Annotated in this window: 17 protein-coding genes and 2 tRNA genes; 9 read left to right on the top strand and 10 right to left on the bottom strand. The window is 59.4% G+C overall.

What is annotated here, in order from left to right; translation table 11 throughout:
- The first annotated feature begins 166 nt into the window (after positions 1–166).
- The 5 genes from OC605_RS12625 (at position 167) to OC605_RS12645 (ending at position 4,354) form a co-directional block, all read left to right on the top strand.
- A complete protein-coding gene (locus OC605_RS12625; protein ID WP_217879576.1) occupies positions 167–973 on the top strand; it encodes an alkaline phosphatase family protein in 807 nt (268 codons plus the stop codon).
- 5 nt (positions 974–978) lie between these two features.
- The gene (locus OC605_RS12630; RefSeq protein ID WP_161984092.1) at positions 979–1,815 is read left to right on the top strand and encodes an ABC transporter permease; all 837 of its coding nucleotides are present in this window, start codon (positions 979–981) and stop codon (positions 1,813–1,815) included.
- A complete protein-coding gene (locus OC605_RS12635; RefSeq protein ID WP_016773742.1) occupies positions 1,802–2,602 on the top strand; it encodes an ABC transporter permease in 801 nt (266 codons plus the stop codon). The genes OC605_RS12630 and OC605_RS12635 overlap by 14 nt, the downstream gene beginning before the upstream one ends.
- Entirely contained in the window at positions 2,599–3,588 is a 990-nt protein-coding gene (locus tag OC605_RS12640) for an ABC transporter ATP-binding protein (protein WP_110601211.1), read from the top strand. Before OC605_RS12635 ends, OC605_RS12640 begins: the two co-directional genes overlap by 4 nt.
- Positions 3,589–3,700: 112 nt before the next feature.
- Positions 3,701–4,354, top strand: a complete 654-nt coding sequence (locus OC605_RS12645) for an HAD family hydrolase (RefSeq protein WP_262137459.1) — start codon at positions 3,701–3,703, stop codon at positions 4,352–4,354.
- Between the two features lie 93 nt (positions 4,355–4,447).
- Here the strand turns inward: OC605_RS12645 and OC605_RS12650 are convergent, their stop codons facing one another.
- Positions 4,448–5,410, bottom strand: a complete 963-nt coding sequence (locus OC605_RS12650) for a zinc-binding dehydrogenase (protein WP_133340149.1) — start codon at positions 5,408–5,410, stop codon at positions 4,448–4,450.
- Between the two features lie 138 nt (positions 5,411–5,548).
- Here OC605_RS12650 and OC605_RS12655 point away from each other — a divergent pair, with 138 nt between their 5' ends.
- Positions 5,549–7,633 carry a carboxy terminal-processing peptidase gene (locus OC605_RS12655; RefSeq protein ID WP_262137460.1) on the top strand — a complete coding sequence of 695 codons (2,085 nt, stop codon included), beginning with the start codon at positions 5,549–5,551 and terminating at the stop codon, positions 7,631–7,633.
- 118 nt (positions 7,634–7,751) lie between these two features.
- Positions 7,752–9,542, top strand: coding sequence for a bifunctional diguanylate cyclase/phosphodiesterase (locus tag OC605_RS12660; protein WP_262137462.1), 1,791 nt, complete (start codon positions 7,752–7,754; stop codon positions 9,540–9,542).
- A 123-nt stretch (positions 9,543–9,665) separates the two neighbouring features.
- On the opposite strand, the gene OC605_RS12665 is transcribed toward OC605_RS12660, so the two are convergent.
- The 7 genes from OC605_RS12665 to OC605_RS12695 all read right to left on the bottom strand — a co-directional run bounded on the left by OC605_RS12665 (position 9,666) and on the right by OC605_RS12695 (position 17,800).
- A complete protein-coding gene (locus tag OC605_RS12665; RefSeq protein ID WP_262137464.1) occupies positions 9,666–10,082 on the bottom strand; it encodes a hypothetical protein in 417 nt (138 codons plus the stop codon).
- Entirely contained in the window at positions 10,082–14,866 is a 4,785-nt protein-coding gene (locus OC605_RS12670; RefSeq protein WP_262137466.1) for an RHS repeat-associated core domain-containing protein, read from the bottom strand. The genes OC605_RS12665 and OC605_RS12670 overlap by 1 nt, the downstream gene beginning before the upstream one ends.
- A 239-nt stretch (positions 14,867–15,105) precedes the next feature.
- Positions 15,106–15,513, bottom strand: coding sequence for a sel1 repeat family protein (locus tag OC605_RS12675; RefSeq protein WP_262137467.1), 408 nt, complete (start codon positions 15,511–15,513; stop codon positions 15,106–15,108).
- Positions 15,514–15,885: a hypothetical protein gene (locus OC605_RS12680; RefSeq protein ID WP_003223109.1), complete on the bottom strand. Its 372-nt coding sequence runs from the start codon at positions 15,883–15,885 to the stop codon at positions 15,514–15,516.
- On the bottom strand, positions 15,882–16,223 hold the full coding sequence (locus OC605_RS12685; RefSeq protein ID WP_016773735.1) for a helix-turn-helix domain-containing protein: 342 nt from the start codon (positions 16,221–16,223) through the stop codon (positions 15,882–15,884). The genes OC605_RS12680 and OC605_RS12685 overlap by 4 nt, the downstream gene beginning before the upstream one ends.
- Positions 16,224–16,335: 112 nt before the next feature.
- Positions 16,336–16,791, bottom strand: coding sequence for a YkvA family protein (locus tag OC605_RS12690; protein WP_016773733.1), 456 nt, complete (start codon positions 16,789–16,791; stop codon positions 16,336–16,338).
- Positions 16,792–17,083: 292 nt separating this feature from the next.
- Positions 17,084–17,800, bottom strand: coding sequence for an FKBP-type peptidyl-prolyl cis-trans isomerase (locus OC605_RS12695; protein WP_016773732.1), 717 nt, complete (start codon positions 17,798–17,800; stop codon positions 17,084–17,086).
- Positions 17,801–18,069: 269 nt separating this feature from the next.
- Here OC605_RS12695 and OC605_RS12700 point away from each other — a divergent pair, with 269 nt between their 5' ends.
- Together OC605_RS12700 and OC605_RS12705 are read left to right on the top strand one after the other, a co-directional pair.
- A complete protein-coding gene (locus OC605_RS12700) occupies positions 18,070–19,881 on the top strand; it encodes a cytochrome c (RefSeq protein ID WP_262137471.1) in 1,812 nt (603 codons plus the stop codon).
- Positions 19,878–21,047, top strand: a complete 1,170-nt coding sequence (locus OC605_RS12705) for a catalase family protein (protein WP_262137473.1) — start codon at positions 19,878–19,880, stop codon at positions 21,045–21,047. Before OC605_RS12700 ends, OC605_RS12705 begins: the two co-directional genes overlap by 4 nt.
- Before the next feature lie 89 nt (positions 21,048–21,136).
- On the opposite strand, the gene OC605_RS12710 is transcribed toward OC605_RS12705, so the two are convergent.
- Together OC605_RS12710 and OC605_RS12715 are read right to left on the bottom strand one after the other, a co-directional pair.
- Positions 21,137–21,213, bottom strand: a tRNA-Asp gene (locus OC605_RS12710).
- A 19-nt stretch (positions 21,214–21,232) separates the two neighbouring features.
- Positions 21,233–21,308, bottom strand: a tRNA-Val gene (locus OC605_RS12715).
- Positions 21,309–21,321: the final 13 nt, after the last annotated feature.

The following is a 21,321-nucleotide window of genomic DNA, read 5'->3' on the forward strand; positions in this document are numbered from 1 at the left end:
GTTCGGGATCCGCTGAAGATCCGAATGTGGGAGCGAGCCTGCTCGCGACGGCGGCGCGTCAGTCGACATCACTGTTGAATGATGTATTGCATTCGCGAGCGGGCTCGCTCCCACAGGGGATCGGGTTGATTTCGGAATATCTGAATTTCGCGGAGTTCTCGCCCCTATGAAGCACAACGTCATCCTTGTCGTGCTCGACGGCCTCAACTACGAGGTTGCGTGTCACGCCATGGGGCATCTGCAGGCTTATGTTGGCGCAGGACGCGCGGCGCTCTATCAACTGGAGTGCGAACTGCCGGCCCTGTCCCGACCGCTTTACGAATGTATTCTCACCGGCGTGCCGCCGATCGACAGCGGCATCGTCCACAACAATGTCTCGCGCTTGTCCAACCAGCGCAGCATCTATCACTACGCCCGCGATGCCGGATTGAAAACCGCCGCTGCGGCGTATCACTGGGTCAGCGAGTTGTATAACCGCTCACCGTTCGTGGCTGCGCGCGACCGCCACACCAACGATCCGACGCTGCCGATCCAGTACGGTCACTTCTACTGGAACGATCATTATCCGGATTCGCACCTGTTCGCCGACGCCGAGAACCTGCGCCTGCGTCACGCGCCGGATTTCCTCCTGATCCACCCGATGAACATCGACGACGCCGGGCACAAGCACGGCCTCGACAGCTCGCAATACCGCAACAGCGCGCGCTCGGCTGACGTCATCCTCGCCGACTATCTGCAGAGCTGGCTCGACGCTGGTTATCAGGTATTGGTGACCGCCGACCACGGCATGAACAACGATCGTTCGCACAACGGCCTGCTGGCGGAAGAACGTCAGGTGCCGCTGTTCGTTCTCGGCAATGCGTTCAGCCTCAACCCTGACGCCACGCCGACGCAGACCGAGCTCTGCGGCACAATTTGCGAACTGCTCGGCGTACCCCACGACAAACCTGTGTGCCGGGAGCTGCTCAAGTGAATGCCATGAATCGCGGCAAATGGCTCGCGGCGCTGTGCCTGGTGCCCTTCGCGCTGTTCTTTATCGTCTTCGAAATCGCCCCGCTGGTCTGGGTGATGATCAACAGCCTGCAATCGGAAGAGTCCGGCTGGGGCCTGGCCAACTTCAGCAAGATCTTCGGTTCGAAGTTCTATCGGCAGGCGATCCAGTACAGCCTGGAGATCAGTTTCTGGTCGAGCGTATTCGGCATCATCATCGCCGTGCTGGGTGCGTACTCCCTGCGCCGGGTCGATTCGAAGCTGCGCAACTTCGTCAATGCCTTCGCCAACATGACCAGCAATTTTGCCGGCGTGCCGCTGGCGTTCGCGTTCATCATCCTGCTCGGTTTCAACGGCAGCATCACCATCATGCTCAAACAGTCGGGGATCATTCAGGACTTCAATCTGTATTCGAAAACCGGCCTGATCATCCTCTACACCTACTTCCAGATCCCGCTCGGCGTGTTGCTGCTCTACCCGGCTTTCGACGCTCTGCGTGAAGACTGGCGCGAGTCCGCCGCACTGCTCGGCGCCAACGGCTGGCAGTTCTGGCGGCACATCGGCCTGCCGGTGTTGACCCCGGCGTTGCTCGGCACGTTCGTGATCCTGCTGGCCAACGCCCTCGGCGCCTACGCCACGGTTTATGCGCTGACCACCGGCAATTTCAACGTTCTGCCGATTCGTATCGCGGCCATGGTGTCCGGCGACATTTCTCTCGATCCGAACCTGGCCAGCGCACTGGCCGTGGTGCTCGTGGCGCTGATGACCATCGTCACCGTTGTGCATCAACTGCTGTTGAAGAGGAGCTACCATGTCTCGCGCTGAATCCGGCCCGGCCGGCCTCTACCACCGCGTCGTGGTTTATCTGCTGTTCGCCATTCTGCTGTTGCCGCTGCTGGGCACGCTGGTCTATTCGATCGCCAGCAGTTGGTCGGCAACGATTCTGCCCAGCGGTTTCACCTTCAAGTGGTACATCCAGCTGTGGAGCGATCCGCGCTTTCTGCATGCATTCGGCCAGTCGCTGATTGTGTGTGTCGGCGCGCTGGTGCTGTCGGTGGTGCTGATCCTGCCGTTGCTGTTCGTCGTGCATTACTACTTTCCGAAACTCGATGCGCTGATGAACATCCTCATCCTGCTGCCCTTCGCGGTACCGCCGGTGGTGTCCTCGGTGGGGCTGTTGCAGCTCTACGGTTCCGGGCCGATGGCGATGGTCGGCACACCGTGGATTCTGATCGGCTGCTACTTCACCGTGGCGCTGCCGTTCATGTACCGCGCGATCACCAACAACCTGCAAGCGATCAACCTGCGCGACCTGATGGACGCCGCGCAACTGCTTGGCGCCAGCACTTTTCAAGCGGCGTTTCTGGTGGTGCTGCCGAATCTGCGCAAAGGCCTGATGGTGGCGCTGCTATTGTCGTTCTCGTTCCTCTTCGGTGAATTCGTGTTCGCCAACATCCTCGTCGGCACCCGCTACGAAACCCTGCAGGTGTACCTGAACAACATGCGTAACAGCAGCGGCCACTTCACCAGTGCGCTGGTCATTTCGTATTTCTTTTTCGTGCTGGTCCTGACCTGGATCGCCAACATCTTGAACAAGGACAAAAGCGAATGAGCTACGTCAGCGTCCAACACCTGCAGAAAAGTTATGCCGGCACCACGGTGTTCAGCGACATCGATTGCGAAATCAACAAAGGCGAGTTCGTCACCCTGCTCGGCCCGTCCGGGTGCGGCAAGTCGACTTTGCTGCGTTGCATCGCCGGGTTGACCCCGGTGGATGGCGGCAAGATTTTGCTCGATGGCGTCGACATCGTGCCGTTGAGCCCACAGAAACGTGGCATCGGTATGGTCTTTCAAAGCTACGCGCTATTCCCCAACATGACCGTCGAACAGAACGTCGCCTTCGGCCTGCGCATGCAAAAGGTCAACGCCGATGACAGCCACAAGCGCGTGGCAGAAGTGTTGAAACTGGTTGAACTGCACGACTTCGCCAGCCGCTATCCGCATCAACTGTCCGGTGGTCAGTGCCAGCGCGTCGCCCTCGCCCGCTCACTGGTAACCCGCCCGCGCTTGTTGCTGCTGGATGAGCCGCTGTCGGCGCTCGACGCACGGATTCGCAAACACCTGCGCGAACAGATTCGTCAGATCCAGCGCGAACTCGGCCTGACCACGATCTTCGTCACCCACGATCAGGAAGAAGCGCTGACCATGTCGGACCGGATTTTCCTGATGAATCAGGGAAAGATCGTCCAGAGCGGCGACGCCGAAACCCTCTACACCGCGCCGGTCGATGTATTTGCCGCCGGCTTCATCGGCAACTACAACCTGCTCGACGCCGAGGCTGCGTCGAAGCTGTTGCAACGGCCGATCAACCACCGCATCGCCATCCGCCCGGAAGCCATCGAACTGAGCCTTGACGGCGAACTCGATGCGCAGATCCGCAGTCACAGCCTGCTCGGCAACGTCATTCGCTATCGCGTCGAAGCGCGCGGCGTGGAACTGGTGGTCGACGTACTCAACCGCTCCGCCGCCGATCTGCATCCCGACGGACAGCGCCTGGCACTTTCCATCGATCCGACGGCCCTGTGCGAAGTAGCTTAAAAGCAGCTGCAAGCTTCGAGCTACAAGCTTCAAGTTGTAGACTGCGGCGTACTTGATTCCAATTCTTGCAGCTTGAAGCCTCATGGCTTGAAGCTGTTCTCGGAGAGAACCGATGGCTTTGGCAATTTTTGATCTGGACGAAACGTTGATCCACGGCGACTGCTCCTCGCTATGGAGTGAGCAGATGGTCCGCCTTGGCTGGGTCGATGGCGAGTCGTTCATGCAGCGCGACAAGGAACTGATGGATGCCTATGGCCGCGGACATCTGGCGATGGAAGACTATATGGCCTTCAGTCTCGAACCATTGATTGGCCGCACCCCTGAGGAAATCGAGCACTTGGTTGGCCCGTGGGTGGAAGATTTCATCGAGCCGATCATCTTCAGCGACGCGACCAAAACCATCGCCGCCCACCGCAAGGCCGGTGACCGGATTCTGGTGATCTCGGCATCCGGTGCGCACTTGGTTCGCCCGATCGCTGATCGTCTGGGCATCGACGAGATATTGGCCATCGACCTGGAAGTCGCCCATGGCGTGTACAGCGGCAACACCGTCGGCACCCTGACTTACCGCGAAGGCAAGATCACCCGCTTGCTGGAATGGCTGGATGCCGAAGAAGAAAACCTCGAAGGCGCGAGTTTTTATTCCGATTCGCGTAACGATCTGCCGTTGTTGCTTAAGGTGGACTTCCCGCATGTGGTCAATCCGGATCCGGTGCTGCTCGAGCACGCCGAAAAGTCCGGCTGGCCGATCCACCTCTGGAAATAAAAGGAAAAGATCGCAGCCTTCGGCAGCTCCTACTTTTGGAATGCGTGCCTCTGTAGCTGCCGAAGGCTGCGATCTTTTGACCTTGTTTTGCTGTCAGCTCAAACCCTCATTGATCACCAACACCAACTTTCCCGCCACCGTATTGCTCGCCAGTTCGGCAAACGCTGCTTCGGCATCCTTCACCGCAAACGCTTTGGCCAATTGCGGACGCAAGCGGCCCTCGGCAAACAGCGGCCAGACATGCTGGCCCAGGTCACTGAGCAGATCCGCCTTGAACTGATCGCCACGACTGCGCAACGTTGAACCGAGCAGTTGCACACGCTTGGCCAACACCTGCGCCAGATCCAGTTTCGCCTCGCGCCCGCCCATCAAACCGATCAGCACCCAACGCCCGTCCAGCGCCATCAGCTTGAGGTTCAATGCTGAATAATTGCCGCCCACCGGGTCGAGAATCACGTCGAACGGCCCGAAGTCGCGCAGGCTCTCCAGATCATCGGTACGCACCACGCCGCCCTGCGCACCCAGCGCTTCGCAGTAAGCCAGGCGCTCGGCGGAACCGACGCTGACCCAGCACGGGTTACCGAAGGCTTTGCACAGCTGAATGGCGGCTGAACCGATGCCACTTGCGCCGGCGTGCAGGAGAATTTTCTCACCGGGCTTCAACGCTGCAAGTTGAAACACATTCAGCCAGACGGTGGCGTACACCTCGGGCAATGCCGCCGCCTCGATCAGCGAAACACCTTCGGGCACCGGCAGCACGTGCCGTCCGTCGACGACCACCTCTTCGGCCATGCCGCCCCCGGCCAGCAAGGCGCAAACCCGGTCGCCGACTTGCCAGGACGAGCCCGCACCGACTTCGCTGATCACCCCGGAGCACTCAAGACCGAGCACGTGGCTGGCACCGGGAGGCGGCGGATAAAGCCCTGCCTTCTGTAATAAATCGGCGCGATTGAGGCCGGCTGCCGCCACCCGGATGCGGACTTGTCCTACATCGCAGGTAGGACTCGGCTCTTCAACCCATGCCACTTGACCTTCAACGCCTTGCAATGCCTTCACACTGCCTCCATAGTGAGTCTGGACTGAGCCCGAAGCTGTAGCGCCGGGCTTTTTGCATTATGCGACCGGCTCTCAAAGAACCGGCGACTTCAAAGACGGCCTAATATGCGTTATCAATTGTCCCCGCGTCGAATCAGCATGAAGCATCTGCTCCCCAGCACCGCCCTCGCTCTTTTCATCGGTATCGGCCTGTTGCCGGTGTCGGGCACCACATTCGCAGCCAACAGCTGGGACAAGTTGCAGCCTGATCGCGATGAAGTCATCGCCAGTCTGAACGTCGTCGAGTTGCTCAAGCGTCACCACTACAGCAAGCCGCCGCTCGACGATGCGCGCTCGGTGATCATCTACGACAGCTACATCAAGCTGCTCGACCCGTCGCGCAGCTATTTCATGGCCAGCGATATCGCCGAATTCGACAAGTGGAAGACCCAGTTCGACGACTTCCTCAAAAGCGGCGACCTCAACGCCGGATTCTCCATCTACAAGCGCTATCTGGACCGCGTCAAGGCGCGTCTGGACTTCGCCCTTGCCGAGCTGAACAAAGGCGTCGACAAGATGGACTTCAACACCAAGGAGACCTTGCTGATCGATCGCAAGGACGCGCCTTGGCTCAAGTCCACCGCAGAACTCGACGACCTGTGGCGCAAACGCGTCAAGGACGAAGTGCTGCGCCAGAAGATCGCCGGCAAAGACCCGAAGCAGATCCAGGAAACCCTGACCAAGCGCTACAAGAATCAGCTGGCGCGCCTCGACCAGACCCGTGCCGAGGACATCTTCCAGGCGTACATCAACACCTTCGCCATGTCCTACGACCCGCACACCAACTATCTGTCGCCCGATAACGCGGAAAACTTCGACATCAACATGAGCCTGTCCCTCGAGGGCATTGGCGCCGTGTTGCAGAGCGACAACGATCAAGTGAAAGTCGTGCGTCTGGTGCCGGCAGGCCCGGCGGACAAGACCAAGCAGGTCGCTCCGGCCGACAAGATCATCGGCGTTGCCCAAGGCAACAAGGAAATGGTCGACGTGGTCGGCTGGCGTCTGGACGAAGTGGTCAAACTGATTCGTGGTCCGAAAGGCACCGTGGTGCGCCTGGAAGTGATCCCGGCGAGCAATGCGCCGAACGACCAGACCACCAAGATCGTGCCGATCACCCGTGAAGCGGTGAAGCTTGAAGACCAGGCCGTGAAGAAGTCGATCCTCAGCCTGAAACAGGACGGCAAGGACTACAAACTTGGCGTCATCGAGATCCCGGCCTTCTACCTTGACTTCAAGGCCTTCCGTGCCGGCGATCCGGACTACAAGAGCACCACTCGCGACGTCAAGAAGCTGCTGACCGAGCTGCAAAAGGAAAAAGTCGACGGCGTGGTCATCGACCTGCGCAACAACGGCGGCGGCTCCCTGCAGGAAGCCACCGAACTGACCAGCCTGTTTATCGACAAGGGCCCGACCGTGCTGGTGCGTAATGCCGATGGCCGTGTCGACGTCCTCGAGGACGAAAACCCGGGTGCGTTCTACAAAGGCCCGATGGCGCTGCTGGTCAACCGCCTGTCCGCCTCGGCCTCGGAAATCTTCGCCGGCGCCATGCAGGACTACCACCGCGCGCTGATCATCGGTGGTCAGACCTTCGGCAAAGGCACCGTGCAGACTATTCAGCCGCTGAACCATGGCGAACTGAAACTGACCCTGGCCAAGTTCTACCGTGTCTCCGGGCAGAGCACCCAGCATCAGGGCGTACTGCCGGACATCGACTACCCGTCGCTGATCGACACCAAGGAAATCGGTGAAAGCGCCCTGCCGGAAGCCATGCCGTGGGACACCATCCGCGCGGCGATCAAACCAGCGGCCGATCCGTTCAAGCCGTTCCTCGCCCAGCTGAAGTCCGAACATGACGCGCGCACCAACAAGGATGCCGAGTTCGTGTTCATCCGCGACAAGCTGGCCCTGGCGCAGAAACTGATGGAAGAAAAAACCGTCAGCCTCAACGAAGCCGATCGTCGCGCCCAGCACGCCGACATCGACGCCAAGCAACTGGCGATGGAGAACATCCGTCGCAAGGCCAAAGGCGAAGAACCGCTCAAAGAGCTGAAGAAAGAAGACGAAGACGCACTGGCCGCTGCCGAGCCGGACAAGGTCAAACCGGAAGACGATGCCTACCTGAGCGAAACCGGGCGCGTGCTGCTGGATTACCTGAAACTGAGCAATCAGGTGGCCAAGAAGTAAGTGATGGCAATTTAGTGCTGACGATCCCCGGATCGTCATCAAACAGTCATCATTCTGTCGTGCAATAAAGGACCGGGAGCAAGCGCTCCCGGTCCTTTTTTTATCGTCAGAGACTGCCATGACCACGACCGAACAGCTGAGCGCGTTGAGCTCGATCCTGACTCAAAGCGGTTTACACAGCCTGTTCCAGCCGATCATCTGTCTTTCCGAACGCCGCATTCTCGGTTACGAAGCCCTGACCCGTGGCCCGTCCAACAGCCCTCTTCACTCGCCGATTGCCCTGTTCGCCGTGGCGCGACAGGCTGGCCGATTGAGCGAACTGGAGATCGCCTGCCGGCAAAGCGCCTGTCGCCGCTTCAATGAGCAGCAACTGCCGGGCAAGCTGTTCCTTAACGTCTCGCCAGAATCCTTGCTCGAAGCCGCGCACCAACCCGGACGAACGTTGCAACTGCTGCAGGACTTGGGCATTGCGCCGAGCCAGGTGGTCATCGAGCTCACCGAGCAGACCCCGATCGATGACTTTCAGTTGCTGCAAACCGCTCTGCATCACTATCGGGCGATGGGTTTTTCCATTGCGCTGGACGACTTGGGTGCAGGGTATTCGAGCCTGCGCCTGTGGTCGGAATTGCGTCCGGATTACGTGAAGATCGACCGGCACTTCATTGATGGCATTCATCAGGATGCGTTGAAAAGAGAGTTTGTCGGCTCGATTCTGCAAATCGCCAAAGCCTCGCGCGCGCAGGTGATTGCCGAGGGGATCGAGTTGCCGGAAGAACTCGCGGTGCTGACTGAAATGGGCGTCGACCTGGTGCAGGGCTACCTGCTCGGCCGCCCTCAGGAACATCCATCCCGCGACGCTCGCGCGATGATGCCCAAACACGACAGCAGCGCCGTCGCGCTGAATGACGAAGGCAGCGACCTCAGCGCCCTGCTCAACGACCAGCCCGCCGTGCAACGCGATACGCCCACCGCGACGGTACTGGAAGCCTTCCGCCGCCAGGCCAATCTCAATTCACTCGCTGTGCTCGACGAACAAGGCCAGCCCTGCGGCATCGTCCATCGCCACTCGCTGTCGGACGCACTGCTCAAACCGTTTGCCACCGATCTGTTCGCGCGCAAACCGATCAGCCGCCTGATGAACGATGACTTCCTCGCCGTGGAAATCAGCCAGTCACTCCAGCAAGTCAGCCGCCTGATCACCAGCCGCGCCCGCCAGCGCATCGAAGAAGACTTCATCATCACCCTCAACGGCAGTTACCTCGGCCTCGGCCGGGTGATCGACGTGCTGAAACTGATCACCGAACTGAAAATCCAGCAAGCACGCTACGCCAATCCCCTCACCCTGCTCCCGGGCAACGTACCGATCCAGCAATGCCTCACCCGCCTGCTGCAGCAGGCCCGCGAGTCGATCATCTGTTACGTCGACATCGACAGCTTCAAACCCTTCAACGACATCTACGGCTACGGCCGTGGCGACGAAGTCCTGCTCTGTCTCGCGCAATGCCTCAACGAACGCATCGACCCCACCCGCGACTTCGTCGGCCACATCGGCGGCGACGACTTCCTCCTCGTCCTCGGCCCCGAAGACTGGCGCAAACGCCTCAACCAACTGCTCGACGACTTCCAAAGCCAATGCCGCCGGTTCTATCGGCCTGAACACCTTGAGGCGGGATGTTTTATTGCGCCGAATCGCCAGGGTGTGCGGCAGGAGTTTGCGTTGTTGTCGTTATCGATTGGGGTGGTGCATTTGCGACCTGAAGCTTGTGCAGCGCTTGATGCCAGCCAGCTTGCGGAGATGGCCTCGCAGGCTAAGCATCATGCGAAGGGGGTTGTGGGATTTAGTGTTTATTTGATTGATAGCCTCATCGCGCCCGACCTCCATTTGCCGCATCTAATTGGACAACGCTGAATATCGACAAGATCCCTGTAGGAGCAGGGCTGCAACGAAGGCAAGCCGACGCAACTAATTGCTGGCTTTAATATCAGTTCAACTAGCAAAGAAAATAATGATCATTTTATTGAGATATCGTCCTCACCATGTAGATCTATCCTCACCAGCAGCCTTCTCAAGGTCTTCCCTCCAGACCTCTTTCGCCAAGCGAAAAACTTCTTCAAAAAAGCTACGCGGACTATTTAACGAATACCACTCCCCCCTAGGCCAACTGGAAGTTTCGCACTCATCAATATCAAATAAGCTACTAAAATCGTAGCTTGAATCATCTAACGCTGACTCTAGGGCTTCAAATAGAACCAACTTATGCCTATACGAAAGATACGGCAGTTTCAGACAATACCTCCGTATAAGATTTTCCCTGTCAGTAGGTATATTCGGATTATATACGCCGAGCTCTAGACCTCGGGTCTCTTCTTGATCATAAACATCAAAAACGCCAATAAACCAGCTAAATCTTGGATTGAAAGGCCTATCTAAATACGGATGTTTCAACATTATTTTTTCTCCGAAGGAAAGCCCGTAAATGGTTCTTGCGTATTTGTCTTATCAAACTTAACTTCAAACCAGCTCATATCATCATTCAAAACCGGATTTTGCGAATCCCGCCTATTCGGTTTGTACCCTCGCCCTGCTCCAGGCAATTCCAACCTAACTATCGGAGTATCATGCTGATCGTCACCCGTATGCATGATCAAGCCATTTTTATTCCTTGTCATCGCCTTGTTTAATGCCCCCAAATGCATTCGCCAGTTGTGAAATTGTGAACTTGGATTTCCTCTGGGAGGCCTCGGAACGACACCTGTGTGAGGATCAGCGCCGTTGATAGCTCGCTGTTTTAGTGCCCGATCGGGAATTTCCGAACTATGTTTTTTCACAGTGTGCATGTCATAAAGTTCTTCATACTCACTCACACGCCGCTTTGCATTCTCCTCAGCCACTTCATCAATCCTCGCCCGTCGTTCCTGCGCCGTCATCTTTGGCAGCGGGGGCGCCCCCTCTTCGACGACCACGCGACCAGCCTCGTATCGCATCGGACGTCGCGGCGCTGACGGTGGACAAATGCAACTCAACCCCAACGGATCCACCCACCCCGTCGGATTCGGTACGTACTGGTACTGATTCAACCCGCCCGCGAGCTTCACCGGGTCCGGCGTCAGATACCGCCCAAGCCTCGGGTCGTAATACCGATGCCGGTTGTAATGCAGCCCACTTTCAACATCGAAATACTGCCCCTGAAAGCGCAGCGGTTGGTCGAGGTAGTCTTCGCCGGCCAGGGTCACAGCGGCGACTTTGCCGTAGGCGTCGTATTGCGCGGACCAGACGATTTCGCCGCTGTAGTCGGTGAGTTCCTGCGGGGTGCCGAGGTGGTCGAGTTGGTAGTAGAAGGGGCAGGCCTTTTTCGGGCCTTTGCCGTCGAGCATCGCGAGTGGGCGGAAGGTGCCGGGTTCGTAGAGGAAGCTGCGGTATTGCGTGGCGCTGCTTTCGGCGACGAGGTGTTCGCCTTGCCAGAAAAATTCGGTGACGGCGCCGTCGACGGTTTTGCGGATACGGCGGTCGAAGGCGTCGTAGTGATAAGTGGCGGTCTGGCCGTCGGGGCGGGTCAGGCCGATGAGGCGGTGCTGGCAGTCGTAGCGGTATTCGGTGACCAGGGTCTGGCCGTGGACTCGGCGTTCGCGGATCAGGTTGCCGAAGGCGTCGTAGTCGTAATGGCGGTCGCCCTGCATCAGCAGGCGATTGCCTTTGATCTGGGCGGGACCGGGGCGGTCCTGCATCAGCAGGTTGCCGGCCGGGTCGTGGGCGAAGGATTCGGGCAGTTCGTCGCGCGAGTGGCGTACGCGGATCAACCGGTCGAGGGCGTCGTAGCCGTAGGTGCGCTGACCGTGGCGGCTGTCGGCGATGTGCTCAAGATTGCCATTGGCGCTGTAGGCATAATCGCGGCGGTACAGCGAGGCGTGGCGATGACCTACAGCATGGGCGAGCAAGCGGCCCTGATCGTCGTAGGCATATTCGCTGAGCAGCAGACCCTGCTGGCGTTGCTGCTCGCGACCGGACTGGTAGACGTGGCGCGTGAGCGGCGTGCCGTTGAGGTCGATGGCCGACAGCGCACCGCCCTTGGCGTAGTGATAATCGAGCTTGCTGTTGTCCGGCAGGCGCAGGCGTTTGAGCTGACCGCAGGCGTCATAGGCGTAGCGCAGAGTGCCCCAGCCCTGATGCTCGGTGATCAAGCGATCCTGACGGTCATACTCGAAGGCCAGCGGATGGTTCTGGCCGTCATCGACACCGATCAATCGGCCGAGGCGGTCGTAGTCGTAGCGGACTTTGATCCCATCGGCCAGGGTTTTGACTCGCAACCTTCCAGCCGCGTCGCGCTCGTACCGGGTGACCAGCGATAAACCCTGCTCGCCGAACTCGGTCTTTTCCAGCAAATGACCATTGAGGTCGTAGACGTAAGCCGTGCGCCGTCCATCAAACCCGGTTTCCTGTCGGATCAATCCGGTCGGCGTGTAATCCAGTCGGTATTTTTCGCCCGACTCGTTTTCAATCTCGGTCAGCAACAACCGCGCATGGTCATAGCGATACTGCACGCGGGTGCCGTCGGGGTTGATCCGCCGCGAGACTAGGTGCAGATCATCGTCATATTCATAGCGGGTGATGCGCCCGAGCTCGTCGCGTTCGGCGGTGATCTGGCCGTAGGCGCCGTAGCTGTAGGCGCGCGTGCTGCCCGTAGGAGAAGTCGTCAGGATCAGTCGGCCAGCCGCGTCCCACTGCTGACGGCTGACAACACCAAATTCGTCCTGAGTGGTAATCCGCCGGCCCAGCGCATCGTAGGAAAAGCGCCGCACGCCGCCATCGGGCAGGGTTTCTTCGATGAGCTGGCCGAGCTCGTTCCACACCCAGCGGTGGCGGCTGCTGTCCGGATAACGCAGCGACAGCAATTGCCCGCGCAGGTTGTAGTAGTAATGCGTGACCTGGCCGTCGGGATCGACCGCTTCGGTAACGGCGCCTTCAGCGTTGCGCCGGTAGATCCACACCGCCTCACCACGGCAACGCTTGTAGAGAAACCCGTTGCGGTACTCGTAGGACGTTGGTGCATCGTCCGGCGGAATCAGCGCGATCAGCCGTCCGACTTCGTCATAGCGGTATTCGGTAACCGCGCCCAACGCATCCTGCTCGGCGATCAAGCGCCCCTGCTGGTCATAGGCCTTGAGCTGCTCGCCGCCATCGGCCGCAACCTGGCGCACCAGCCGCGCGCGCTCGTCGTGGACGTAGACTTCTTCGGTACCGTCGACGTAATGCACGGTCACGCTGGCGTCGTCATCGTTCCAGACGTAACGGGTGTTCATCTGCGAGAACGACGCCCAGTGCCGCACGCAGCGGGCGGCTTTGCCCTCGCGCTGCCACTCCCAGAAGAAGCTCGCGCCGCCGGTCAGCTGGCGCTGGAGGATGACGTGGTGGTCGTCGTAGTCGTAGCGCTCGCTGTCGCCGACCGCGTTGGTCGCGACCAGCAGGCGTTGCCGGGCATCGAAGCTGTAGGTGGCGAGGTTTTGCTCGGTGATCCACTCGCCCTGAACAAACACCTGATAATCGACCGCCACCAGTTGCGCGCGGTCATAACGCAACAGCAGGGCGCGCCCGGCGCCGGTGTCCAGACGCTGAATGCGGTCGGAGCGATCGCGTTGCAGGGTCAGACGATTACCGAAGACATCGCTGATTGCGGTCAGCCGGCCGGCGCGAAAGTGGTAAAACCGTGCGCTGTCACCGGCCAACGCCAGAATCAGTTCTTCCGGCTCATCACCGAGAAAGATCGCCGCCCGCGACAGGCTGTTGTGAATCGCCGGACGCGCGACATTGGGCAAGGGAAAGCGGGTTCGGCGGTTCTCATGATCGATCCAGATCACGCCATCGCCGTCGAAGGTCAGCCGATGGGCCAGCGTATGGCTCCAGCCGAAACCCAGGCCGATGTCGATCTCGACCGCGCTGCTGCGGTACAAGCGGGTGAACTCGAAGGGCAGCACGCCGTCGAGCACCGCGTCGGTCAGGGTCAGCAGTTCTTCGCCGGTGACCATCGACACCGGGCAGCCATTGGTACAGGTTTTGGGCACGCAATCGGCGGCATCGCCGTTGGGGTTTTTCGCTTGATCGGGGACGTCGTCGTGCTGTTCGTCTTTCTTCAACATGGCGTTGCGCTTGGCATCCCAGCGCAATTGCATCCGACCCTTTTTCACCCCGGCGGCGATGCCCCGCGCGGCAACGGCTTTGTAGCGGTCGACGTATTCAATAAAGGCGTTGACGATGCTGAACAGCGCCTTGACCAGACGCTTGGCGACGTTGAACAGCTGCGTAGCGCGGTCAGCCAGACGCAGCGTCAGATAAGCGATCCCCGCCCCCGCTCCGACAAACGTCAGCACCACGCTGATCAACACATCGATGATCAGTTGCACGATCATCATCGACGCTACTTCAGCAGACTTGCCGGCAACCTCGCTGGGCGGCAGCATGTCCAGCCACAGACTCGCCGACCGTAGCAGCAAGCACATCGCCGCTTCGTCACTGACCAGCAACTGCAGCTTTTCCATGAGATCCGGAGCGGTCTGTGCCAGCTCGATCAGCTCAGCCGCGCCACTGCCCAAACGCTCGGCAAACTTGCCGGGGTCCTGAAGAATTTCCGAGAGCAGACCGAGGCTGTCCCATACCCCCTCGATGGCCGCCCAACTGCCGGCGAGCATGCCGTTGCTGGCTGCGGTTGCCACCGACTGTGACCACTGCGGCTTGAAACCCTGCCACTCGCTACGCAGCCAGCGCTCAAGTTCGCCGGTCAAACCGTCATAGGATTTGAACAGCTCGTCGACTTGACTGGAGGTGACAGCGCTGTGGACCAGAACGCGGTATAACTTGCCCTCTTCGCCTCTGAATTCAGCCTTGCCCTGCTGATCAAGGGTGACCGGACTGGTCTTGCCGCTATCCACGTCGACCACATCGACGGAAATGTTGCCCAGCGGGATGTCGTAGACCGATTCGAACTTGCTCTCGATTTGCATCAGCCCGCCGTGCGGGCACTGGAAGACGCTGGAGGAAAATTCGTCGTCGCTGCTGCTGACCGACGTACTGCTATCGCCGAAGCGGATGATCCGCTCCATACCCACCAGCGACGGCAGGTCTGCTGCCTCGCTGATCTGGTCCGCCCTGCGACTGAACCAGTGATCAAGCTGTTTGCGGTAGAGGCTGAGCGTTTGCGGAAAGCTGTCGAGTTCCTGCTCGATGCGCGCGATGGCTTCCATCAACACACGCGAGCAAACAAGGTGGACTGAAAAACGGGCTGGAGCATGAGCGGTCCCTCGCGCAAGAAATTAGTCGCGGGAACTGTGCGGGGGATCAAAGAGGAAAGAAGTCAGGCGAGTAGGCAAAGGATGTAGGACTAATCTGCAATCCAGCATCAAGCGAAAAACGTGCAGGCAGAAACGTAAACGCGGCGTGAGGAAAACCTCACGCCGCGTTTACTTAGAAGACATACATGGAATTACTGCGTTGAATCACCAGCCTTCAGCTGTTGCAGCTTCAGCTCGGCCAACGGGTGGCCGGCTTTGGCAGCCATGCTCCACCAACGAGCGGCCTCAGCGGGATCCGGCGCCTTGCTCGGGGTACCGGCGAGGCTGATGACGCCGACTTGATACGCCGCTTTACCGTCGCCGGCCAACGCCGCCAGACGCAGCAGACGCACGCCTTCTTCACGCGCGCCTAGCCCGACACCGCGAAAAGTCAGAATGTGCCCATAAAAGCTTTGAGCATCGACATTGCCGAGGTTGGCCATGCGCGCAAACTGGCCTTCAAGCCAGCGCCAGCCACGCGGCTGGCGAACGAACCACGACCAATGAAACAGCCGGCGGGCCAGCCAGTAACCGGCCCGCGCCTTGAGCCGCAGAAACACTCAGGCCTCCGCCGATTCCGGGTATTCGTATTCGAAGACCCGCACCACTTCCGACGCATGCCAGGAAGCCGCCGCGACGCCATCCGACGGCCCGGAAAAACGCCCCAGACGCTCGACACATTCAAAGAACCCGGTACGTGGCAAACGACTGGCGCCTTGACTGATGACCAGCGAACTGCGCAACGGCTGCTCGGCTTTGGCGTCCAGTGCGGCCAGATGCTCCAGTGCAGCCGTCAACGTCTGCATCGCCGGAGTCGGTAGCTGCAAACGCTCAAGCAAGGCTCGATAGGTCAGTAGATGGCGCTGACGGCGCGCCTGGTCCAGTTCCCCCAGCAATCCGTCCCAATGTTGACGGCTGATGCGTACGCTCACGATTCATCCCTCCAACCCGGCACCGTCAGTTCCCAGGCCAGGCTGCGGCGAATCGCGGCGTCGGGCTGACGCTCACCACTTTCGATCATGGCCAGGTAAGACGGGCTGATGCCTACCGTGCGGGCCAGCGCCTCGATGGCGATGCCCTTCCCTTCGCGCAAACTGCGTAATTGATCCAGACCCGGAAGAATCGGCTCCGGCGAGGTGGCGAGCGGCGCTGCTGGCTGCGGCGCCGGTGTTGCGTTGATCCCTGCTGCTTTCAGTAAAGCCTGATATTGAGCCCACGGCAGAACCGCGTATTCGGGTTCGCCATCGCGTGCAATTATCTGAATATCCATGACTACCCCGTAGGACAACACCACTTAGCGAGTCGGCACTTTTCCCTAGAAGTGTAATCCTAACAGCGGCTAAGGTCGCGAGTGGTATCTATCTGTAGGCAGACTTGGTCAGTCAGGGTTTTTTCGGGCCTTGCAGCTGCAATTGTTCAGGGGTATCAGGGAGGCGTTCAACCACCGCCAGCTTTTCGGGTTGCTGGCGTTTGCGCCACAGGCGGAAGGCGTTGAGTTCGTCATCGAGGGTTTTCATCAACCAGGCGAGGACAGCGATGTCATCGAGCATGCCGAACATGGGGATGAAATCCGGAATGGCATCCACCGGGCTGAGGAAATACATCAGGCCCGCCACCACCGAAATCAGCGACTTGGCACTGATCGCGCGATACTCGCCACGCCAGTAGGCCAGGCATAACGACTGCAGCAAGCGCAGATCATCCTTGAGTTTGCCCAAGCGATTGCCTTGCGCGGCGCCTTTGCTGGCCACGGCAAACAATAGGGTCGGCAGGCGTCCACGGGCCAGCAGGCGACCGGCCAACGGCAGGAATCGAGCGAAATTCCACGGAGCTTTCATCTATTCTTCCCGTTGAAATGTTATCCACACAAATTGTGGATAACCTTGTGAACAGAGCTGCATTTCAGCGCTGAGAGCCCCGTTTCATAAGGGCTGCGCTCAGATCGGGCGTTTTTTACTCACATAAAAAAGCCCAATATTTCATTGACTTGGCAGCTCAGGGCGTCTAGCGCGGGCAGCCTCAAAGCTATGACTGTGCTGATCGCTGTCAGTTCGCTCTGTTTACCTTCCCTGACCTGCAGATGCAACAACGCCCCGCATGTGCGAGGCGTTGTTTTCGAGCCGTTGCGTGTTACTTGGCAGCGGCGTCTTCTTTGGCTGGATCCTTGATGGCCAGCAGTTCCAGGTCGAAAACCAGAACGGAGTTGGCCGGGATTGCCGGGCTTGGCGACTGAGCGCCGTAAGCCAGATCGCTAGGGATGTACAGTTTGTACTTCTCGCCAACGTGCATCAGTTGCAGACCTTCAACCCAACCCGGGATCACGCCACTGACTGGCAGATCGATCGGGCTGCCGCGCTCGACGGAGCTGTCGAACACGGTGCCGTTGGTCAGCTTGCCGGTGTAGTGAACAGTGACGACGTCGGTCGGCTTAGGCTGTGGGCCATCGGCTTTCTTCACTACTTCGTACTGCAGGCCCGAAGCGGTGGTGGTGACACCGGCTTTCTTGCCGTTTTCTTCGAGGAATTTCTTGCCGGCGGCTGCCGACTCTTCGCTCATCTTGGCCATGCGCTCTTCAGCACGCTTTTGCAGCGAGGCGAAGGCTTCGACCAGTTCTTCATCTTTCAGCTTCTGTTCTTTCTTGCCAACGGCATCTTCGATGCCCTGGGCTACCGCTTTGGAGTCCAGATCATCCATGCCTTCCTGGGCAAGGCTTTTGCCCATGTTCAGGCCGATGCCGTAGGAAGCTTTTTGCGCCGGGGTTTTCAGCTCTACGCTGGTCTGCGAGTCACAACCCGCGAGTACCAGGCTAACCAGGGCTACCGCCGCCGCCAACCGATGCTGTTTCATGCTATTTCCTTGTTCATGCGCCGAATGGGCAATCGAGTAAAGCCGCGAGCTTATCAGGCCGCCACGACCAATGGCTACCGGCATGAGAGCAGGAATCTTCCGATAAGTTCAGGGATTAAAACGCATTTGGACGATGGCTGGATGAAGCTTCTGTCATTCACGGACGACAAGGCTCGTCGGCTCCTGACTCAGTATCTGGCGTAATGGCCACTTGCCCAGCCAGCGCCGCTCAGGCATAACAGCGCAACAATTCGACAAGGATGTTCAACTTGCGCCTCTTATCCCGCGTTCTCGCTCTGCTGATCGTGCTGGCGGTAATCGTCCTCGCAGTGATCGTCTATTACGTCGCCAATCCGAAATTGCCCTTCTACACCCCGCCGCAACAGGTACGTTACCTGGATCAATGGAGCGAAGAGCAACGGCAGACCTACTACTTCACGCCCCAAGGTACGCAAGTCAAAGGCCTGCGTTACGAGTGGTTCCAGGCATTGGAATTGCCCTTCTCCGAGCAGCGCTTCGCCTCCCCTGAATATCTCGCCCGTTTCGGCTTCCTGGTCGACCCGCGGCAGGAAGCTAGCGCGAACAATCCCGGCAACCTCCCCGTCGGTTTTGCCCGGCACCAGAGTCCCGGCAACGCCTCCGAGCACTATCTGGACATCACCTGCGCTGCTTGCCACACCGGCGAGTTGCGCTTCAAAGGCCAGGCCGTGCGTATCGATGGCGGCAGTGCACAGCACGTGTTGCCTTCCAGCGTTCCTACTTTGCGCGGTGGCAGTTTCGGACAGGCTCTGGTCGCCAGTCTCGCCTCGACTTACTACAACCCATGGAAGTTTGAGCGCTTCGCCCGCCAGGTGCTCGGAGATGATTACGAAGCGCGCCGCGAACAATTGCGCAGCGAGTTCAAGACATCGCTGAACACCTTCGTCAAAGTGGCCTGGAACGACACTCATCGCGGCCTCTATCCGACCGAGGAAGGCCCGGGGCGCACCGATGCGTTCGGCCGGATTGCCAACGCTACGTTTGGCGATGCGATTTCCCCTGCCAACTACCGCGTGGCCGATGCCCCGGTGGATTACCCGCAGCTGTGGGACATGTGGACGTTCGACTGGGTGCAGTGGAACGGCTCGGCCCAGCAGCCAATGGCGCGCAATATCGGCGAGGCGCTCGGCGTCGGTGCCACGCTGAATTTCTTCGACGCCAACGGTCAGCCGCTGCAAGGCGCTGCGCGCTATCCCTCCAGCGTGCGCGTGCGCGATCTGCACGCTATCGAAGAAACCTTGCAGCAGCTGAAGCCGCCGACCTGGCCGGAAGATCTGTTCGGTGCGATCGACAAGCCGCTGGCCGCCAGAGGCCGCGCGCTGTTCGCGGAAAACTGCGCCGGCTGCCATGTCCCGCGCCAATCGCAGGAAGGCGAACGCTGGGTGCAGCACTTGCACATGATTCCCGTGGAGGTGATCGGCACCGATCCGAATGCGGCCAACAACATTGCCAGTCACCGTTTCGACCTGAGCGCACTGCAATGGGATGTCAATGAGCTGAAAAAGATGGACGTCAAACTGCACCCCGAACCCAAGGAGCCGCTTGATCTGAGCCAATTGTCGGTGGCCAAGGGCCTGGCTTACGTCACCGCGTTCGTGGAAAACCGTGCCTATCGCGACGCGCAGATCACGCCGGAAGAAAAACCGCGCATGGATGGTTTCGGCCTGCCGATCGGCGTGCGCGAGAAAGTGGCTTACAAGGCCCGACCGCTGGCTGGCGTGTGGGCGACTGCGCCGTTTCTGCACAACGGTTCGGTGCCGAGCATCTATCAGTTGCTGTCACCGCAGGATGAGCGCGCCACTACTTTCTATAAAGGCACGCTCGAATACGATCCGCGCCACCTCGGCTATCGCACCGAGCCTTTCACCAACGGTTTTCTGTTCGACACGCGCATCAGCGGCAACCGCAACAGCGGCCACGAATTCCGCGCCGGCGCTCGCGGCAACGGGGTGATCGGCCGACTCTTGCAACCCGAGGAGCGCTGGGCGCTGCTCGAATACCTGAAAGTATTGGGCGGTCCACTGGAGGCGCAGTTGCCATGATCATGCCGACATTCAAAAAAGAACTGCCGCCACTCGCGCGTTTCTGGCTGTGGTTGGGGCGTTTGCTTGGCAAGACGCTGCTGATCCTGCTGGTCATCGCAATGCTCGGCTGGGCCATCGCCACCGCATGGTTTGCCTGGCAGCATCGCGGGCCGGTGTCGGCGCAGGAACAGATTCCAGCAGGCGAAGCGGCGATGACCCAGGACGTCATCCAAACCGCAGTGCGCATCGTCGACCAGCACCGCGAACCCACGCGTTATCTGCGCGATGCTCACGCCAAGGCGCATGGCTGCGTGAAGGCGCAAGTGCAGGTGTTACCGGAACTGGCGCAATCGCTGCGACAGGGTGTGTTCAGCGAGCCGGGCAAGACCTGGCAGGCGCTGATCCGGTTGTCCAACGGCAATGCCTATCCGCAATTCGACAGCATTCGCGACGCGCGAGGGATGGCAATCAAGCTGTTCGAGGTTCCTGGCAAGCAACTGCTCGGCAATCGCCAGGAGCAGCATGAACAGGATTTCGTGATGTTCAGCCATCCGAATTTCTTTGTCAGCAATGTCGCCGAGTACCGTCAGAATGTGGCGGCGCAGGCTGACGGCAAGAAGGTCATGGCGTTTTTTCCGACATGGGATCCGCGCACCTGGCAGGTCCGCCATCTGTTTATCGCCTTGGCCACTCTGTCACCGCCGCCGGACAGTCCGACCGAGACCACATATTTCTCGGTATCGCCCTACAAGTTCGGTGAGGCCAATGCGAAATTCCGCGTCGTGCCGGATCCGGAGCGTTGCCCGGCGTATACGCTGCCCAAACAGAATCACGACTTGCCGAATTTCCTGCGCAGCGCACTGAATCAGCAGTTGTCGACGGATCGGGTGCCGGCGTGCTTCGCCTTGCAGATCCAGCGCCAGGACGCGAACAAATACATGCCGATCGAGGACACGAGCATTGAGTGGCGTGAGCAGGATGCACCGTTTGAAACCGTGGCGCGGATCACCCTGCCCGCGCAGGACTTCGACACGCCGGCGCTGAATCTGCAATGCGACAACCTGTCGTTCAACCCGTGGTTCGGCATCGAGGCGCATCGGCCGATTGGCGGGATCAATCGCTTGCGCAAGGCAGTGTACGAGGCGGTGAGCGATTATCGGCAGGCCCGCAATGCGGCGCAGTAGCGCGGCGATTTTATAAATCGCAGACAGCAAAAAGCCCGCACAAGGCGGGCTTTTTGTGGTGTCTGGCGTTCAGTTCCAGATACCGAATATGGCGCAGCGGACGGGACTCGAACCCGCGACCCCCGGCGTGACAGGCCGGTATTCTAACCGACTGAACTACCGCTGCGCGAAACGCTTGAAACGAATGGTGGGTGATGACGGGATCGAACCGCCGACATTCTGCTTGTAAGGCAGACGCTCTCCCAGCTGAGCTAATCACCCTTCGCTTCGTTAC

This window comes from Pseudomonas sp. Marseille-Q5117 (assembly GCF_946901175.1).
GTDB lineage: Bacteria > Pseudomonadota > Gammaproteobacteria > Pseudomonadales > Pseudomonadaceae > Aquipseudomonas > Aquipseudomonas iranensis.

Coding starts and splice junctions, on each gene's coding strand:
- OC605_RS12625 (WP_217879576.1), top strand. CDS start 167: ATGAAGCACAACGTCATCCTTGTCGTGCTCGACGGCCTCAACTACGAG.
- OC605_RS12630 (WP_161984092.1), top strand. CDS start 979: ATGAATCGCGGCAAATGGCTCGCGGCGCTGTGCCTGGTGCCCTTCGCG.
- OC605_RS12635 (WP_016773742.1), top strand. CDS start 1,802: ATGTCTCGCGCTGAATCCGGCCCGGCCGGCCTCTACCACCGCGTCGTG.
- OC605_RS12640 (WP_110601211.1), top strand. CDS start 2,599: ATGAGCTACGTCAGCGTCCAACACCTGCAGAAAAGTTATGCCGGCACC.
- OC605_RS12645 (WP_262137459.1), top strand. CDS start 3,701: ATGGCTTTGGCAATTTTTGATCTGGACGAAACGTTGATCCACGGCGAC.
- OC605_RS12655 (WP_262137460.1), top strand. CDS start 5,549: ATGAAGCATCTGCTCCCCAGCACCGCCCTCGCTCTTTTCATCGGTATC.
- OC605_RS12660 (WP_262137462.1), top strand. CDS start 7,752: ATGACCACGACCGAACAGCTGAGCGCGTTGAGCTCGATCCTGACTCAA.
- OC605_RS12665 (WP_262137464.1), bottom strand. CDS start 10,082: ATGTTGAAACATCCGTATTTAGATAGGCCTTTCAATCCAAGATTTAGC.
- OC605_RS12670 (WP_262137466.1), bottom strand. CDS start 14,866: ATGGAAGCCATCGCGCGCATCGAGCAGGAACTCGACAGCTTTCCGCAA.
- OC605_RS12685 (WP_016773735.1), bottom strand. CDS start 16,223: ATGGATATTCAGATAATTGCACGCGATGGCGAACCCGAATACGCGGTT.
- OC605_RS12690 (WP_016773733.1), bottom strand. CDS start 16,791: ATGAAAGCTCCGTGGAATTTCGCTCGATTCCTGCCGTTGGCCGGTCGC.
- OC605_RS12695 (WP_016773732.1), bottom strand. CDS start 17,800: ATGAAACAGCATCGGTTGGCGGCGGCGGTAGCCCTGGTTAGCCTGGTA.
- OC605_RS12705 (WP_262137473.1), top strand. CDS start 19,878: ATGATCATGCCGACATTCAAAAAAGAACTGCCGCCACTCGCGCGTTTC.